Here is a 15485-nt window from a genome sequence, read left to right on the forward strand (position 1 = left end):
GCCCGCTCCGGTCAGTTCTCCGTCAGGCGCGTGGGGAGCTTTCCCGCGATCAGCGTGGCCAGCGCCTGGTCGATGTCCGGGCCCAGGAACCAGTCGCCCGTGTGGTCGATGCTGTACACCGCCCCGGTGTCGTCGATCGCCAGCACCCCCTGCCCGTCGTCCTCGCCCAGCGGGCTCATCCCGGTCTCCAGGGAGCGCCCCAGGTCCGAGAGGGTACGGGCCAGGTGGATGCCCGCCATGGGGTCGATACGGAACGCGACGGGCGCTATCTGCCGCCCCGGCCCCGGCGCGGCGACCCGCAGGCCGCCGAACTCCGCCCAGGCCTCCACGGCGGCCGGGAACACCGCGTGCGTGTGCCCGGCGGGCGTGATGTGGGCGCGGAGCGTGTCCGCCCACTCCTCGGCCTGCCTTATGTCCCACCGCCCCGGCTGCCAGCCCGCGTCGCGGAGCGCGGCGTCGATCGGCACGGGGAAGCGGGTGGTGGAGAGGTCGGGCATGGCGCGGCTCAGTTCTTCTCGGTGGGGTCGACCGGCTGCACGCCGAAGTGGGCGAGCATGGCCGTACAGGACCGGCACGGTGGTGCGTAACTGCCGTGCAGCGGGTCGCCGTCCTCCCGGATGCGACGGGCGGTCAGCTTGGCCTGCTTGAGGGAGCGGCGTGCCTCGCCGTGGGTGAGGGGCTTGCGCCTGGCCCGCTTGGAGCGGCCCTCCTCGGTGGCGGTGAGGTGGCGGGAGAGCAGGATCGCCTCGGGGCAGCGGCCGGTGAACCGTTCCCGCTGTCCGCTGGTGAGCGTGTCGAGGAAGTCCTGTACGAGCGGGTGCAGCGTCGGCGGCCTGTCGGCCTTGCCCGCGGTGCAGGTGAGGGTCTCGCCGCGCACGGTGAGGGCCGCCGCGACGGCGGGCAGGATGCCGTCGCGGCGCTGCCGGAGCGCGGGCGCCCGGTGCGGTTCCGTACTGCTCCAGCTGAGGCGTGGGTCGCCGGACGTGTCGGTCGGTGCTGTGTGCAAAGTGCTGTCCCTCCCGTGCCCGCGGCGGGAAGCCGCTGGTGTCACGCCCCCGTGTCGAGGGGACAGCCTGCCAAATGTGACGGGCCGTGGGAAAGCTGGGGCATGAATAGGGGCTTTCTGTCGGCGCTGGGTCACCTGGGTGTGACCGTTGGTCACGGGTCCGAGGGGGGTCCGGCCGGGGTGTCCCGGGACCGGCGGCCGGGGGGTCGATCGCGGCCCCGGAGCGTCTCGGTCCCCTCTTGCCCCACGGCATAGGCTGTCCGGACCAGGGCTGTGCTGAACCAGCCGGAAGCAGCAGGGGGCAACCGCCATGACGACAGGTCGGCTCGGGCAGCAAGCCGCGCCACCGAACGCGGCCTACGCCGGGCAGGTCGTGCATTTCCCGGACCCGGTCCGGGCGTCCCGCCACCCCGGGGGTGTGCGGGTGGACGAGGACGGCCGTCCGGATTTTGTGCCGTACGCGCGTGCCGCGGCGGAGATAGCGGAGCCCCCGGAGGGGTTCGGCGTGGACGAACTGCGGCTCACGGACTACGTGTCGGCGAACGCCGCGCTGGCCGCCGCGGGCCACGAGCTGTGGGACACGGTCCCGGCGGTGGCCACACCGCACGGCTGGACGTGGCACCACACGCCGGGCTCGCGCCGGCTGGTGCTCGTACCGGTCGAGGTGAAGGCGCTGTTGCGGCACCACGGGGGTCTGGCGACCGCGCGGGTGGACCACGCGAAGCGCGGGACGCGCCCGCTCCAGGAGACGCGGCCCGGTCACTTCGGGCTGCCCAAGGGGGCGGTGTCGGTCACCGAGCAGCAGGTGCTCGGGGTCGAGGAGGATCTCGGCTACCGGCTGCCGGGCGCGTACCGCTCGTTCCTCAAGGCGGCGGGCGGGTGCGCGCCGGTCGGCGCGGCGCTCGACGCGGAGCTGGGGCTGCTGGTGGACCAGCCGTTCTTCACGGTGCGCGACGAGGCGGCGTTCAACGACCTGGTGTACGTCAACAAGTGCCTGCGGGACCATCTGACGAAGGACTACCTGGCGGTGGGCTTCGTCCAGGGCGGCATCCTCGCGGTCAAGGTCCGGGGTGACCGGATCGGTACGGTCTGGTTCTGCGCGTACGACGACGCCCGCGACCAGGACGGCTGGACCGTCCAGGAGCGGGTGGAGCGGCTGTTGCTGCCGTGCGGGGACGACTTCGACGCCTTCCTGCTCCGCCTGGCGGGCAACCCGCCGGAGCTGGAGACGGTGGCGAACCTGATGGTGGACGGCGGCTTCGCCCGCGCCGTCCCGGTGGAGGGATGACCACGATGGTGACCTTCGCGCAGGCGCAGGAGCGCGCGGAAGAGTGGATCAACGGCGAGGTGCCCGGCTACCAGCAGCGTGAGGTGCGGGTACGGGAGTTCGAACTGGGCTTCGTCGTCTGGGCGGAGGACCGCGAGGGCGGTCCGGTCTCGGACGGCGGGCGGCAGCGGCTGGTGATCGCCCGGGACAGCGGCGACGCGTCGCTGTGGCCGGCGCTGCCGGTCGGTGAGGTGATCCGGCGGTACGAGGAGGAGTACGGGGCGCCCGCGGACGCCGTACCCGCGCCGGAGGCGCCGCAGCGGATCGATCTGAACCAGACGTCGTTCCTGCTGACGCCACCGGAGTGGCTCCAGGAGGCGGCGGACAGGCTGGGCATCCCGGACCGGCGCGAGGCTCCCGCGTCCTCGCCGTCTCCGGAGGACGCGCCGACGGATCTGGTACGGGGGTACGGGGCCGGCGCCCCCGGCAACGGATCGCTGGGCGGCAACGAGTCGCTGGGCGGCGGTTCGCTGGGCGGCGGGGCGCCGCTGGCGGCGAGCGAGGGGTACGCCCCGACGGATGTCCTCCCCTCCGTCTCCTCCGTCCCTTCCGTTCCCGCCGGTTCGCCCGGGTCGACGCCGTGGGCCGGGACGGACACGAACGGGCCGCCGTCGGGCGGTTCCGCACGACCGGGCCCGCAGCCGCCGGTACCGCCCGGGGCGACACCTTGGACGGGCACGGACACGAACGCGGCGAACGACGACTCCGTACCGCTGCCCCCCACGGTCTTCGCCCCACCGCTCTCGGGCGCGGACGACGAGGACACCCCACCTCCCGGTCTGGCGGCGGACGCCCCGACGGCCCTGATGTCGAGCGGCAGCGGCCTGCCGAGGACGACGATCGCGCCGGCGGTGGAGGGCCCGGGGGGCGGCGTCGCGGGGCAACCGGGCGCGGGTCGTGTTGCTTCTGGCGGGGGCGCGGGTTCTGCGGGTCATGGTGGCGGTCCGGGCGGGGGCCTCGCGGGTCCTGCGGGCCCGGGCGCGGGCCATGCGGGTCACGGCGGCGGTTCTGGCGCCGGGCCGGAGGGATCCGGCGCGGGCCACGCGGGTGTTGGCGGCTCCGGTAACGGTCCCGGCGTGGGACACGCGGGTGTTGGCGCCGGTCCGGGCGCGGGCGCTTCGGCTTCCGGCGTGGGTCCGGCAGGGGCGGACGTGGGGCCCGGTGCTGGTCCGCGCGGTCCCGTTGATGCTCCCGGCGTGGGCCACGGGGCTCCGGGCGGACACGGCGCCGGTTCGGCTGGTCTTGGCCACGCTCCCGGCGTGGGACACGCGGGTGTTGGCGGGACCGGTAACGGTCCCGGTGGGGGCCATGAGGGTCCGGGCGCGGGCGCTTCGGCTCCCGGCGTGGGCCCCGCGGGGTCGGGCACGGGTCCTGGCGCGGGCCACGGTTCTGGCGCGGGTCCCGCGCACCCCGGCATGGGGCTCAACCCAGGCCAAGCGGGTCCCGGCGCAGGGCCGGGCGCAGGCACGGCGGGGCAGGCGGGTCCCGGTGCGGGTCCGGCTGGTTCGGGTGCCGGGCACGCGAGTTCCGGTGCGGGTGTCGCCGGGCCCGGCAGTGCTCCCGGCGCGCGGGACATCGCCGACGCCGCGACCAGCAAGGCGTACGCGCCTCCGCGCGGCGGGCGTGGGGGTGGCTCCACCACGCCTCCGCCGCCCAGCCCGCCGGGTGTTCCCGGCGGGACACCGCCGACGTCCGGTCCCGGTGCGCCCGGTGTGCCGGCGGGCGGTTATCTGCCGACCCAACTCGTCCCGCAGCAAGGCTCCGACGCCCCGCGGCCCCCCGGTCCGCCGGGCGCTCCCGGCGCGGGTTCCGGCGCGCCCGGTGCGCCTTCGGACGGCGGGGTCCACCACGCCGCGACCATGCTCGCGGGCCCCAACCCGGTCGGCCCGCCGCCCGGCTTCCCCCAGCCGCCGCCCCCGCCCGGCGCCCCCGGCGCGGGCGCCCCGCAGCCCCCCGGCCCGCCCGGCGCGGTTCCAGGCGCTCCCCAGCCCCCCGGCCCTCCCGGCCCGCCGCAGGGCGGGGTGCACCACGCCGCCACGATGCTCGCCGGCCCCAACCCGGTCGGCCCGCCGTCCGGCCCCCCGCAGCCGCCGGGTCCGCCCGGCGCGCCCGGCGGCGGGCACGGCCCCGTCCCGCCGGGCCCCGTACCGTACGCCCCCGGTTCCGGTCCCGGTGCCGGTCCGGGCGCCGGTCCCGTACCGCACGGCATGGCGCCGCACGGCATGGCGCCCCCCGGCCCCGGCCCCGTGCCCCAGGCGCCCGGAGCCGCGCCCCCGCCGTACGGCTATCCGCAGCCCTACGGCCTGCCGACCGTCGGCCCCGGCTACCAGGCCGTCCTGCGCTACCGCGCGCCCGACGGCTCGGAGGCGCAGATCATCCGCCGCTCGGCGCCCGGGACCCCGCACCCCGAGTGGCAGATCCTGCACGAGCTGCGCGCCCTGAACGTGCCGCCGCAGCAGGTCCTCGAACTCCACACGGAGCTGGAGTCCTGCGAGCTGCCGGGCGCGTACTGCGCGCGGATGATCCGCGAGAGCTGGCCGCAGGTGCGGATCACCAGCGTCGCCCCGTACGGCCAGGACCACGCCAGCCGCCAGCAGGGCATGCAGCATCTGCTCACCCACCAGGGCGAGTTGCACCAGGTCGCGGACGGCCCGGCGCGCCCCGCGCCGGTACGGGCCCCGCTGCCGCAGATCCCGCCCGCGCCGCCGATCCCGCCGGAGGGCGTCGCGCAGGAGCTGCTGGGGGCGTTCGGCCCGCAGGGCATCTGCCGGTTCGACCAGCGGGCGGTGTCCCGGCAGGGCGTGCCGGACCTCGTCGCGCGCACGCTCGTGTGGGCGGGGCTCCCGGCCGACTTCGGGCCGTTCTTCTGGGCGCAGCCGGCCCACCCGGTGGTCCCGACGCTGGCCGAACTGGCCGCGCAGCGGCAGATCCAGCCGGCCGCCGACGCGGGCTCGTACCTCGTCATGGGCAGTGACTTCGGCCGGGCGATCTGTGTCCAGTACGGTACGGCGCACATCATGGCCGTCCCCGTCGAGCCGGGGCCCGGCGGACAGTCGGTGCCGCCGCAGTTCGTCAACACGGGGCTGCCGGAGTTCACCCGCTCGCTGGCGCTGCTGGGCCGGATGTGGCGCCTGCGCTACGGGCTGACGCCGGAACAGGCGGGCCGCTGGACCGTCGACTTCCAGGCGCAGCTCGCGGCGCTGGACCCGGCGGCGCTGTCGTCGCCGGAGAGCTGGTGGTCGGTGCTGCTGGAGCAGATGTGGGACGGCCTGCTCTGACGGATCCGCTGTGACGTCTCACGGCGTGCTGAACGCGCTGAACGTGCTGTACGGATGACCTGGGCGCCCTCCGCGTGACGCGGCGGGCGCCCGGGCCGTTTCCGGCTCGTGCCCCTCTTGAGCAGCGGATTCCGGCATTCCGCGTGCCATGCCGCATCCTTGGGCAGGACAGATGGGCGGAGTGTCGCATTATGCGCATTTCGCTTCGATCCAGCAGGATGTGCGCCGGATCGCGTTGTGTGCCGGAAGGGGCTTCCCGATGAGTGCTGCTCAGCCGTCTGTTCACGGTTTCGTGCCCACGCGCGGGCGTGGCTACCACCCGGAACAGGTGGACCAGGAGGTCGCCACCCTGTCGCGGGTCCGCGACGACGCGTGGGAACGCGCGGCCCGCCTCACCGTCCTCGCCAAGCGCATGGAGGGCGAGGCGGCGGTGTTGCGGGAGCGGGTCGAGGAGGTGCTGGCGCGGGGGCCGCAGACGTACGAGTCGCTCGGCGGCCGGGCCTCGCAGATCATGACGCTGACCGCCGACGAGGGCGACCGGGTGCGGGCGGAGGCCCGCGAGGAGGCCAGGGCGGTGCTGGACACGGCCAGGGCGGAGGGCCGGGAGACGAAGGAGGCGGCGCGGGAGGCGTCGGAGGCGGTTCGGGCGGAGGCGGAGGCGTACGCGCGCGAGGTGGTCGGCGCGGCCCAGGCGCTGGCCGACACCGAACGCGTCGAGGCGCGGCGCGAGGCGAAGGCGTGGCGGGGGGAGGCGCTGGAGGAACTGCGGGAGATGCGCCGCAGGACGCAGGCGGTGGTGGAGGGCTTGGAGAAGGGCCACGCGGAGCGGGTGGCGGCGACGGACCGGGAGATCGCCGCGCGGGCGGCGGAGTGGGAGGTCCGTACGGCGGAACTCTCCGCGTACGCGCAGGCGGAGCTGACGGAGGCGCAACGCGCGTTCTCCGAGGCGGGTGAGCGGTCCCGCCACGGCCAGGAGGACGCACAGGCGAGGGCGGCGGAACTGCTGTCGTCGGCGCAGTCCACGGCGGATCGGACGCTGCGGGAGGCGGAACGGCTGGTACGGGAACACGACGCGTCGCGCGAGGAGATGCAGGCGCACATGTCCCTGGTCCGCAACGCACTGGCGGCACTGACGGGGAGGGCGCCGGCGGAGGGGTGAGGGGGGTGGTTGGGGTGGGGTGGGTTGGGGTCGGACAGGTGGTGCGGGTTAGGGCCGAGGGGTAGTCGGGGGCACCCGGTTATTGTATTGGTCGGCGTGGGGCCGCCCTGGTTGTTGATTGTCGCGGGTCCGGTCCGGGCGTCAAGGGCGCTCCTTCGTCGCGTCGGCTTCGCCGATTGCGCTGCGCTTCACCCTTGACCCCCGGCCCGGACCCGCAAGTGCAGGCAGAGGGGGGCGGCCCGGGGAAAGGCCCCCCGGGGGGCTTGTTTGTGCTTTCTGTTTCGTCGCGGGGTGCGGCTTTCGGCGGGGTTTTGCGCACGACTTGAATGGGGCGGTGGCGGGTCGGCTTAGCGGCTGACGGCTGTCTGTTGGTGGGCGTGCAGGCACCGTGTCTGAGATCCGTGGTCAACTGCGGGGGCCGGACCGGGGTTCTTTCATTCCGGAGGCCAATATGCCTGATTTGGCTGGGTTTTGAGGTCTGGCGGGGGCCTCTTTCCCCGGGTCTTGTGTTCTGTGTTCTGTTAAGGGGCTCTGACGACCCGCATCCGGCCGGAAGGGGCCGGATGGCCGTCCCGGCAATCACATTCCGCCCCACCACCCACTCGGCTCGGGTGTGGCGGCCTCGTGCGGGCCGGTGGGTGGCGGTCGGCCGCCGGGGCTGCCCATCACCCCACCCCAGCAAGGAAATATGCCCCATTTGCCCTAGCTTTCAGGGCTCCTGGGGGCTCTTCTCACCCGGTCTTGTGTCCTGTGTTTCGTTAACGGGCTCTCAGAGCACACAACCCACCGAAACAGGCCCGACAACCGCCCCGCCCGGCCACCTGCGCCCCACCACCCACTCACCCCAGACACGGTGCTTGCGCACCGGCCAACAGACGGCCTCCAGCCGCTAAACCGAGTCGCCACCGCCCCATTCAAGTGGTGCGCAAAACCCCGCCGAAAGCCGAGGCCCGCGACGAAACCCCAACCGCATCCGGGGATTACCGGGGGACCTTCCCCCGGGCCGCCCCCCTCAGCTGCACTTGCGGGGCCGGGGTGGGGGTCAAGGGTGAAGCGCAGCGCAATCGGCGAAGCCGACGCGACGCAGGAGCGCCCTTGACGCCCACCCCGGACCCGCGACAATCAACAACAGGGGCGGCCCCACGCCACACACAACAACCCGGCCACCCCCGACTACCCCTCGGTCTGAACCCGCACCGTCCGTCCGACCTCAGCCCGCCCCACCCCCACCCCCACCCCCACCCCCACCCCCACCCCCACCCCCACCCCCACCCCCCACCTACTCCTCATCCGCCAGCACCGGAAACACCCGAGGCGCCACAAACAGCAAGACCACAACACACAGCACCGCCGCCCCCGCCGCGCCCACGAATACGTGGTCCACCGCCGCGTCCACTGCCCTCCGCAGGTATTCCTCCGACGACGCGCTCAGCGACCCCGGGTGGCTCAGCGCCCTGGAGACCGCGTCCAGATCCCCGGGCAACCCCGGCCCGACCCCAGCATCCGCTCCCGAACCCGCTCCCGAACCCGCTCCCGAACCCGCTCCCGAACCCGCTCCCGAACCCACCCCCGCCGCCAGGCGCGACGCCAGGACGCCGTTCGCCACCGCTCCGAACACCGCCGCCCCTACGCTCTGCCCGATCTGGCGGTTGAAGAGGATCGACGCGGTCGCCGTACCCCGTTCCGACCAGCCCACCGACGACTGGACCCCGATGATCAGGGGGAGTTGGAACAGTCCCAGCCCCGCCCCGAGGACCAGCATGATCAGCGCCGGCTGCCACGCCTCCCCGGGGAAGGGCAACAGCGGGAACACCAGCAGGACCGCCAGCGCCACCGACATCCCCACGATCGCGGTCCTGCGGAAGCCGATCCGGTTGTACACACGGTTCGACAGCGCCGCGCTCACCGGCCAGCTCAGCGTCATCGCCGACAGGACGAAGCCCGCCGCGATCGGCCCGAGGCCGAGGACGGACTGTGCGTACGTCGGTACGAAGACCGTCGGCGCCACGATCAGCAGTCCCAGCGCGCCGAGCGCCAGATTCACCGCCGCGATCGTGCGGCGCTTCCACACCCACCCCGGAATGATCGGGTCCGCCGCCCTGCGCTCGATCACGACCGTCAGACAGGCCAGTGCGACGGACCCCGCCAGCAGCCCCAGCGAGGGTACGGAGACCCAGGGCCACGCCACCCCGCCCTGCACCAGCGCGGTGAGCAGCAGCGTCGCGGTCGCGAAGACCGCGAGCGAGCCCGCCCAGTCGACACGCGGGCGCGGTACGGCGGCGGGCCTGGCCGGTTCGTGCAGGTGCCGGACGATCAGCCAGAGCGCCACCGCCCCCACGGGCAGGTTGACGATGAAGATCCACCGCCAGTCCACGTACCCTGCGGACAACCCGCCGACCAGCGGTCCCGCGACTGACGACGTCGCCCACACGGTGGACAGCCTGGCCTGGATCTTGGGGCGTTCCTTGAGGGGGTAGAGGTCGGCCGCGATGGTCTGCACCGTGCCCTGGAGCGCGCCCCCGCCGAGGCCCTGGACGACGCGGAACGCGATGAGCGCCGCCATGTTCCAGGCGCTCGCGCAGAGCAGCGAACCGATGAGGAAGATGATGATGCCGGCGATCAGGACGGGCTTGCGGCCGAGGGTGTCGGAGAGTTTCCCGTACACCGGCAGGGTGACCGTCACGGCGAGCAGATAGCCGGAGAACAGCCAGGAGAAGACGGAGAATCCGCCGAGGTCGCCGACGATCTGCGGGACGGCGGTCGCGACGATCGTGCCGTCCAGCGCCGCGAGCGCCATGCCCAGCATCAGCGCCGCGACGACGGGTCCGCGCCCGCGGGGAGGTGTGGGAGCGGCCCCGGATATCGCCCCGCCGTCCGTACGGTTCGCGCCGTCCGCGCCGTCCTCAGCGTCCCGGGCGGCCTCGGCGGCCTTGGTGTCTTCCGTGTCCTCGGTGCCGCCGCTGCTCACAAGATCCCTTCCCTATGCACGTATGTACGTCCGGGACACCCTCTCACCCCCGCACCCCGCGCCGGCAGGGCGCGGCCCCGCCGCCCCGTTCTCCGCCGGCCTCTCCGCCCCGCCGCTCCCCCTCCGGGTGGAGGCCCCTAGGGGCTCCTCCCTACTTCTGGCCAGGGGCCTGTCCTTCCGGTGGAGGACGCGTTGAGAGCGCCGTGGTCTTTAGCTTTTACGTACGGCATCCGCGGCCGCCGGTACGGGGGGCGGCCGCAGCCGGGGGGTGGGGAAAACCCCCTGGCCAAGACACCGCCGCGCACCAGGGTGCGGGCGGGCGTCGGCCGACAGACTCAGAGCACATCCGGGGACCCCGTCGCGCCGACCGCGACGAGGGGAACGACTGACTTAGGAGAATGACCGTGACAACGGCTGCAACCATCCCCAGGCACGGGGGCACTGGAGGGCGTACGGCCGTCGCGGCGCGAGCGCGGCAGGTCGTCAAGGCGTACGGGGCGGGCGAGACCCGCGTCGTGGCGCTCGACCACGTCGACGTGGACGTCGCCCGGGGGGAGTTCACGGCGATCATGGGGCCTTCGGGCTCGGGCAAGTCGACGCTGATGCACTGCCTCGCCGGGCTCGACACGGTGACCTCGGGGGAGATCCACCTCGACGAGACCGAGATAACGAAGCTCAAGGACAAGCGCCTGACCCAGCTGCGCCGGGACCGGATCGGCTTCATCTTCCAGGCGTTCAACCTCCTGCCGACGCTCAACGCGCTGGAGAACATCACGCTGCCGATGGACATCGCCGGCCGTAAGCCGGACGCGGAGTGGCTGCGGAAGGTGGTGGAGACGGTGGGCCTCGCCGACCGGCTCAAGCACCGGCCGACGCAGCTGTCCGGCGGCCAGCAGCAGCGGGTCGCGGTGGCCAGGGCGCTCGCCGCCCGCCCCGAGATCATCTTCGGTGACGAGCCGACCGGGAACCTGGACTCGCGGGCCGGCGCCGAGGTGCTGGGCTTCCTGCGCCGGTCGGTGGACGACCTGGGCCAGACGATCGTGATGGTCACGCACGACCCGGTCGCCGCGTCCTACGCGGACCGCGTGCTGTACCTCGCGGACGGCCGGATCGTGGACGAGATGTTCCGCCCGACCGCCGAGGCCGTACTGGACCGCATGAAGGACTTCGACGCGCGGGGGCGGACGTCGTGACCGTGGTCAAGACCTCGATGCGCAACTTCTTCGCGCACAAGGGGCGGATGGCGCTGTCCGCCGTCGCGGTCCTGCTGTCGGTGGCGTTCGTCTCCGGCACGCTCGTCTTCACGGACACGATGAACACGACGTTCGACAAGCTCTTCGCCGTCAGCTCGCCCGACGTGACGGTGAGCCCCAAGTCCTCGGGCGGCGAGGGCGGCCAGCCCGGCACGGGCAAGCCCGACACCCTGCCCGGCTCGACCGTCGCGCGGGTGGGTGCGGTGGCCGGGGTGAAGTCCGTCGAGGGCGCGGTCAGCAGCCAGAGCGTGACCGTCGTCAACGCGGAGAACAAGAACGTGGGTGCCACGACCGGCGCCCCGACGTTCGTCGGCAACTGGACCCGTAACGACCTGCGTTCGATGGAGATCACCTCCGGCCGCGCGCCGCGCGGTCCCACGGAGGCGATGATCGACGCCGACACCGCCGACAAGCACCACATCAAGATCGGTGACGAGCTGCGCGCGATCGCCGTCACCGGCACCTTCCCCAAGAAGATCACCGGCATCGCCGCGTTCAAGGTCACCAACCCGGGCGCGACGGTCCTCTACCTGGACACCGCGACCGCCCAGCGTGAACTGCTCGGCGCCCCGGGCCTGTTCACCCAGCTGTACGTCACCGCCGACGCGGGCGTCAGCGACACGCGGCTCAAGCAGGACGTGGCGGCGGCGCTGGGAGCGGGGACGGCGGGGACGGCGGGGAAAGCGGGGCCGTACAAGCTCCAGACGCAGAAGGAGGCCGCCGACGCGAACCGTTCGGACGTCGGGTCCTTCCTGGACGTCATGAAGTACGCGATGCTCGGCTTCGCCGGGATCGCCTTCCTCGTCGGCATCTTCCTCATCGTCAACACCTTCTCGATGCTGGTCGCCCAGCGCACCCGCGAGATCGGCCTGATGCGGGCGCTCGGTTCCAGCCGCAAGCAGATCAACCGCTCGGTGCTCTTCGAGGCCGTGCTGCTCGGAGTGTTCGGGTCGGTCGCCGGGGTGGCGGCCGGGGTGGGGCTGGCCGTCGGGCTGATGAAGCTGATGTCCGCCACCGGTCTGGAACTGTCCACCGGCGACCTGACCGTGAAGTGGACGACCCCGGCGATCGGGCTCGTACTGGGCGTGGTGGTCACGGTCGTGGCCGCGTACATCCCCGCCCGGCGGGCCGCGCGGATCTCCCCGATGGCCGCGCTCCGCGACGCCGGGACCCCCGCGGACGGGCGGGCCGGCCTGTTCAGGGGCGTTCTCGGGCTGCTGCTCACGGCGGCGGGCGGACTGTCGCTCGTCGTGGCGACCCGCGCGGACAAGGCGGCGGAGGGGTCGCTGTTCCTTGGGGTGGGCGTGGTGTTCACGCTGATCGGGTTCGTCGTCATCGGCCCGCTGCTGGCGGGCGGTCTGGTACGGGTGCTCAGCGCGGTGCTGCTCCGGGTGTTCGGCCCGGTCGGGCGGCTGGCGGAGCGCAACGCGCTGCGCAATCCGCGCCGTACGGGAGCCACCGGCGCCGCGCTGATGATCGGCCTCGCGCTGGTGGCGTGCCTCTCGGTGGTCGGCTCCTCGATGGTCGCCTCGGCCACCGACGAGCTGGACAGGTCGGTCGGCGCGGACTTCATCGTCCAGCCCTCCGTACCGAACACACCGATCGTGCCGAAGGCGCAGGCCGCGCTGGAGCGTACGCCGGGCATCGAACACGTCACCCAGTACCGGATGGTCGACGCGAAGCTGACCTCCCCGGACGGCCGGGTGGAGGACGAGGGGGTGATCGCCGCGGACCCGACGTACGCGCAGGACCTGCGCCGGGAGACCGTCGCGGGTGAGCTGTCGGCGGCGTACGGCAAGGACGCGATGTCCGTGGGGGACACCTACGCCAAGCGGCACGGCGTCAAGGTCGGCGACACGATGAAGGTCGCCTTCAGGGCCGGCGGGACGGCGGAGCTCAGGGTCGCGGCGATCACGTCGGACGACACGAGCATCGACAAGGGCGCGATGTACATCAACCTCACGACGGCCGAGAAGTACGTGCCGGCCGCCAAGATGCCGAAGAACATGATCATGTTCGCGGCGGCGCAGGACGGCAAGGAGAAGGAGGCGTACGCGGCCCTCAAGAAGTCGCTGGCGGAGTACCCGCAGTACAAGGTGCAGAACCAGACCGACTTCAAGCAGGACCTCAAGGACCAGGTCAGCCAGCTGCTCAACATCGTGTACGGCCTGCTGGGCCTGGCGATCGTGGTGGCGGTGCTGGGCGTCGTGAACACCCTGGCCCTGTCGGTGGTGGAACGCACCCGCGAGATCGGCCTCCTGCGGGCGATCGGCCTCTCGCGGCGCCAGCTGCGGCGCATGATCCGCCTGGAGTCGGTGGTGATCGCGGTCTTCGGCGCGCTGCTGGGCCTGGGCCTGGGCCTCGGCTGGGGCACGGCGGCCCAGAAGCTCCTGGCGCTGGAGGGCCTGGGGGTCCTGGAGATCCCCTGGCCGACGATAGCGGGCGTCTTCGTGGCCTCGGCGTTCGTGGGCCTGTTCGCGGCCCTGATCCCGGCGTTCCGGGCAGGCCGGATGAACGTACTGAACGCGATCGCGAGCGACTAGGGGGCGCGGGGGTGGCGGGGGAGCCCCGTACCCCCGAGCGGCCGGTGGGCCGCGATAACGTACGGGTCTCCGGCCCCGGTGGGCGTCCTCCAACGCCCGCCGGGGCCGGACTTGTGCGTTCTGTGGGGTGTTCAGGCGGCTTGCTCCTGCTCCTGCTCCTGTCCTTGGCCGTTGTCGCCCGCGGGGGCGAGCCAGACCAGCCGGGGCGCACACCCTTCCGACCGCCGGACGAACCGCATCACGTGATCCGCCGCCTCCAGCCGCCACCGCCGCCCGCCGCCGACCTGGGTGACCTCGGCTTTCCCGTCCTCGTACGCGAGCCCCCAGGCGATGACAACGGCGTCCCGGTCCTCCGTACCGATCCCCGACTCGACAACGACGGCGAACAGGCGGGGCGCGGTGTCGCGCACGAGTTCGTACAACTCCCGCTCGAAGTCGAACGGCTCCGGGGCGGGGTTCTGCGGCGATACGGTCATGGGATTCCCCTGTCGGGAGAAGGGCGGGGTGGGGTGATACGCACGGGAGTTGGTCAACTGCCGTGACGTGGTTCACAATGTAGCGAGACCGCTATGATTCATCTACCCACACAGTCTGATACATCCATACGAGTGAGGGAGAAGAATGCGCCCGAAGAACCTCACGGCCACGGTGCGACAGCGGCGCCTGGGCGCCGAACTCCGCAGGCTGCGCCAGCAGGCGGAACTGACCACGGCCCAGGCCGGCGTTCTCGACGGCTCCTCCCAACCCCGTATCAGCAGCATCGAATCGGGCCGTTACGCCGTGGGGGCGGACCGGGTCCGGGCTCTGGCCCGAAGTTACAGCTGCACGGATGAGGCGTACATCGACGCGCTCACGGAGATGACCGGGGGACGGACACGCGGCTGGTGGGAGGAGTACCGGGGCATGCTTCCGCCGGACACGATTGATCTGGCGGAGCTGGAGCATCATGCGGTGTCGATGAGGGCGTCCTCAGTGATCCACATTCCGGGACTGCTCCAGACGAGAGCCCATGCGCATGCTGTGATCGGCGATGTGGTGCCACCGTTCGCACCGCACGAAGTGGAGCATCGCGTCTCGTACCGCATCAAGCGGCAGGTGGTGCTGTACGGGGAGAATCCGACGCCACTCTCCGTGGTCATCCATGAAGCCGCTCTGCGGATGGGTTTCGGCGGCCCCGAGGTTACTCGCGCACAGCTGAAACACCTGCTCGACGTGGGTGAATTGGACCATGTGACGATCAAGGTGGTCCCGTTCGGTGCGGGCACGTTTCCCAGTTCCGGAGCGAGCATCCACTACATGGCGGGAGCTGTCCCTGCCCTCGACACGATCCAGCTGGACACGGATCACGGCGCGGCATTCCTCGATGCCCAGCCGCAGTTGGTGAAGTATCGGACGGTTCTTGACCGCATGGAGGCCTGTAGCCTCGAACCAGCGAAGTCCAGGGATCTGATTCGCCGGGTTGCGACAGACTTGTGAGAGAGGGAAGCCGCGTGTCAACGCTCCAGTGGCAGAAGTCTTCGTTCAGCGGCGAGGCGAACAGCTGCGTCTACGTTGCCACCGCCGATGACGGCTCCATCAAGCTCCACGAGAGCGACGACCCGGACACGATCGTGACCACCACGCCGGAGAAGCTCCGCGCCTTCATCCTGGGTGTCAAGGCGGGAGAGTTCGACCACTTCGCCGAGGTTCGTGGCGAGGAGTAGTTGCAGTGCTCGGGTTCGGACCGAGGGGTAGTTGGGGGTGGCCGGGTTGTTGTGTGTGGCGTGGGGCCGCCCTGGTTGTTGATTGTCGCGGGTCCGGGGTGGGCGTCAAGGGCGCTCCTTTGTCGCGTCGGCTTCGCCGATTGCGCTGCGCTTCACCCTTGACTCCCACCCCGGCCCCGCAAGTGCAGCTGAGGGGGGCGGCCCGGGGGAAGGTCCCCCGGTAATCCCCGGATGCGGTTGGGGTTTCG

11 protein-coding genes are annotated in these 15485 nt (G+C 72.4%); 7 read left to right on the forward strand and 4 right to left on the reverse strand.

The features are described 5' to 3' along the window. Positions 1-11: 11 nt before the first annotated feature. A complete protein-coding gene (locus ACIODU_RS25440) occupies positions 12-497 on the reverse strand; it encodes an SUKH-3 domain-containing protein (RefSeq protein ID WP_356429851.1) in 486 nt (161 codons plus the stop codon). Between the two features lie 8 nt (positions 498-505). Continuing rightward, positions 506-1006, reverse strand: coding sequence for a YwqJ-related putative deaminase (locus tag ACIODU_RS25445; protein ID WP_401770028.1), 501 nt, complete (start codon positions 1004-1006; stop codon positions 506-508). 310 nt (positions 1007-1316) lie between these two features. Here ACIODU_RS25445 and ACIODU_RS25450 point away from each other — a divergent pair, with 310 nt between their 5' ends. From ACIODU_RS25450 to ACIODU_RS25460, 3 genes are all read left to right on the forward strand, one after another. After that, the gene (locus tag ACIODU_RS25450) at positions 1317-2294 is read left to right on the forward strand and encodes an SMI1/KNR4 family protein (protein WP_356429856.1); all 978 of its coding nucleotides are present in this window, start codon (positions 1317-1319) and stop codon (positions 2292-2294) included. 5 nt (positions 2295-2299) lie between these two features. Next, positions 2300-5611 (forward strand): SUKH-4 family immunity protein, encoded by a 3312-nt coding sequence (locus ACIODU_RS25455; protein WP_401770044.1) that lies wholly within the window; start codon positions 2300-2302, stop codon positions 5609-5611. A gap of 259 nt (positions 5612-5870) precedes the next feature. Then, positions 5871-6770 carry a cellulose-binding protein gene (locus tag ACIODU_RS25460; RefSeq protein WP_401770029.1) on the forward strand — a complete coding sequence of 300 codons (900 nt, stop codon included), beginning with the start codon at positions 5871-5873 and terminating at the stop codon, positions 6768-6770. A 1279-nt stretch (positions 6771-8049) separates the two neighbouring features. Here ACIODU_RS25460 and ACIODU_RS25465 read toward each other — a convergent pair. Further along, on the reverse strand, positions 8050-9738 hold the full coding sequence (locus ACIODU_RS25465; protein ID WP_401770030.1) for an MFS transporter: 1689 nt from the start codon (positions 9736-9738) through the stop codon (positions 8050-8052). A gap of 404 nt (positions 9739-10142) precedes the next feature. Here ACIODU_RS25465 and ACIODU_RS25470 point away from each other — a divergent pair, with 404 nt between their 5' ends. Next, on the forward strand, positions 10143-10931 hold the full coding sequence (locus ACIODU_RS25470) for an ABC transporter ATP-binding protein (RefSeq protein ID WP_167032315.1): 789 nt from the start codon (positions 10143-10145) through the stop codon (positions 10929-10931). After that, positions 10928-13534: an ABC transporter permease gene (locus tag ACIODU_RS25475; protein WP_401770031.1), complete on the forward strand. Its 2607-nt coding sequence runs from the start codon at positions 10928-10930 to the stop codon at positions 13532-13534. The genes ACIODU_RS25470 and ACIODU_RS25475 overlap by 4 nt, the downstream gene beginning before the upstream one ends. A gap of 131 nt (positions 13535-13665) precedes the next feature. On the opposite strand, the gene ACIODU_RS25480 is transcribed toward ACIODU_RS25475, so the two are convergent. After that, positions 13666-14010, reverse strand: a complete 345-nt coding sequence (locus ACIODU_RS25480; RefSeq protein WP_401770032.1) for a hypothetical protein — start codon at positions 14008-14010, stop codon at positions 13666-13668. 145 nt (positions 14011-14155) lie between these two features. On the opposite strand from ACIODU_RS25480, the gene ACIODU_RS25485 reads away from it, so the two are divergent. Then, positions 14156-15010: a helix-turn-helix domain-containing protein gene (locus ACIODU_RS25485; RefSeq protein ID WP_401770033.1), complete on the forward strand. Its 855-nt coding sequence runs from the start codon at positions 14156-14158 to the stop codon at positions 15008-15010. 14 nt (positions 15011-15024) lie between these two features. After that, positions 15025-15237 carry a DUF397 domain-containing protein gene (locus ACIODU_RS25490; RefSeq protein WP_401770034.1) on the forward strand — a complete coding sequence of 71 codons (213 nt, stop codon included), beginning with the start codon at positions 15025-15027 and terminating at the stop codon, positions 15235-15237. The last annotated feature ends 248 nt before the right edge of the window (positions 15238-15485 follow it).

Source organism: Streptomyces sp. NPDC088261, from assembly GCF_044740805.1.
Classification (GTDB): Bacteria; Actinomycetota; Actinomycetes; order Streptomycetales; family Streptomycetaceae; genus Streptomyces.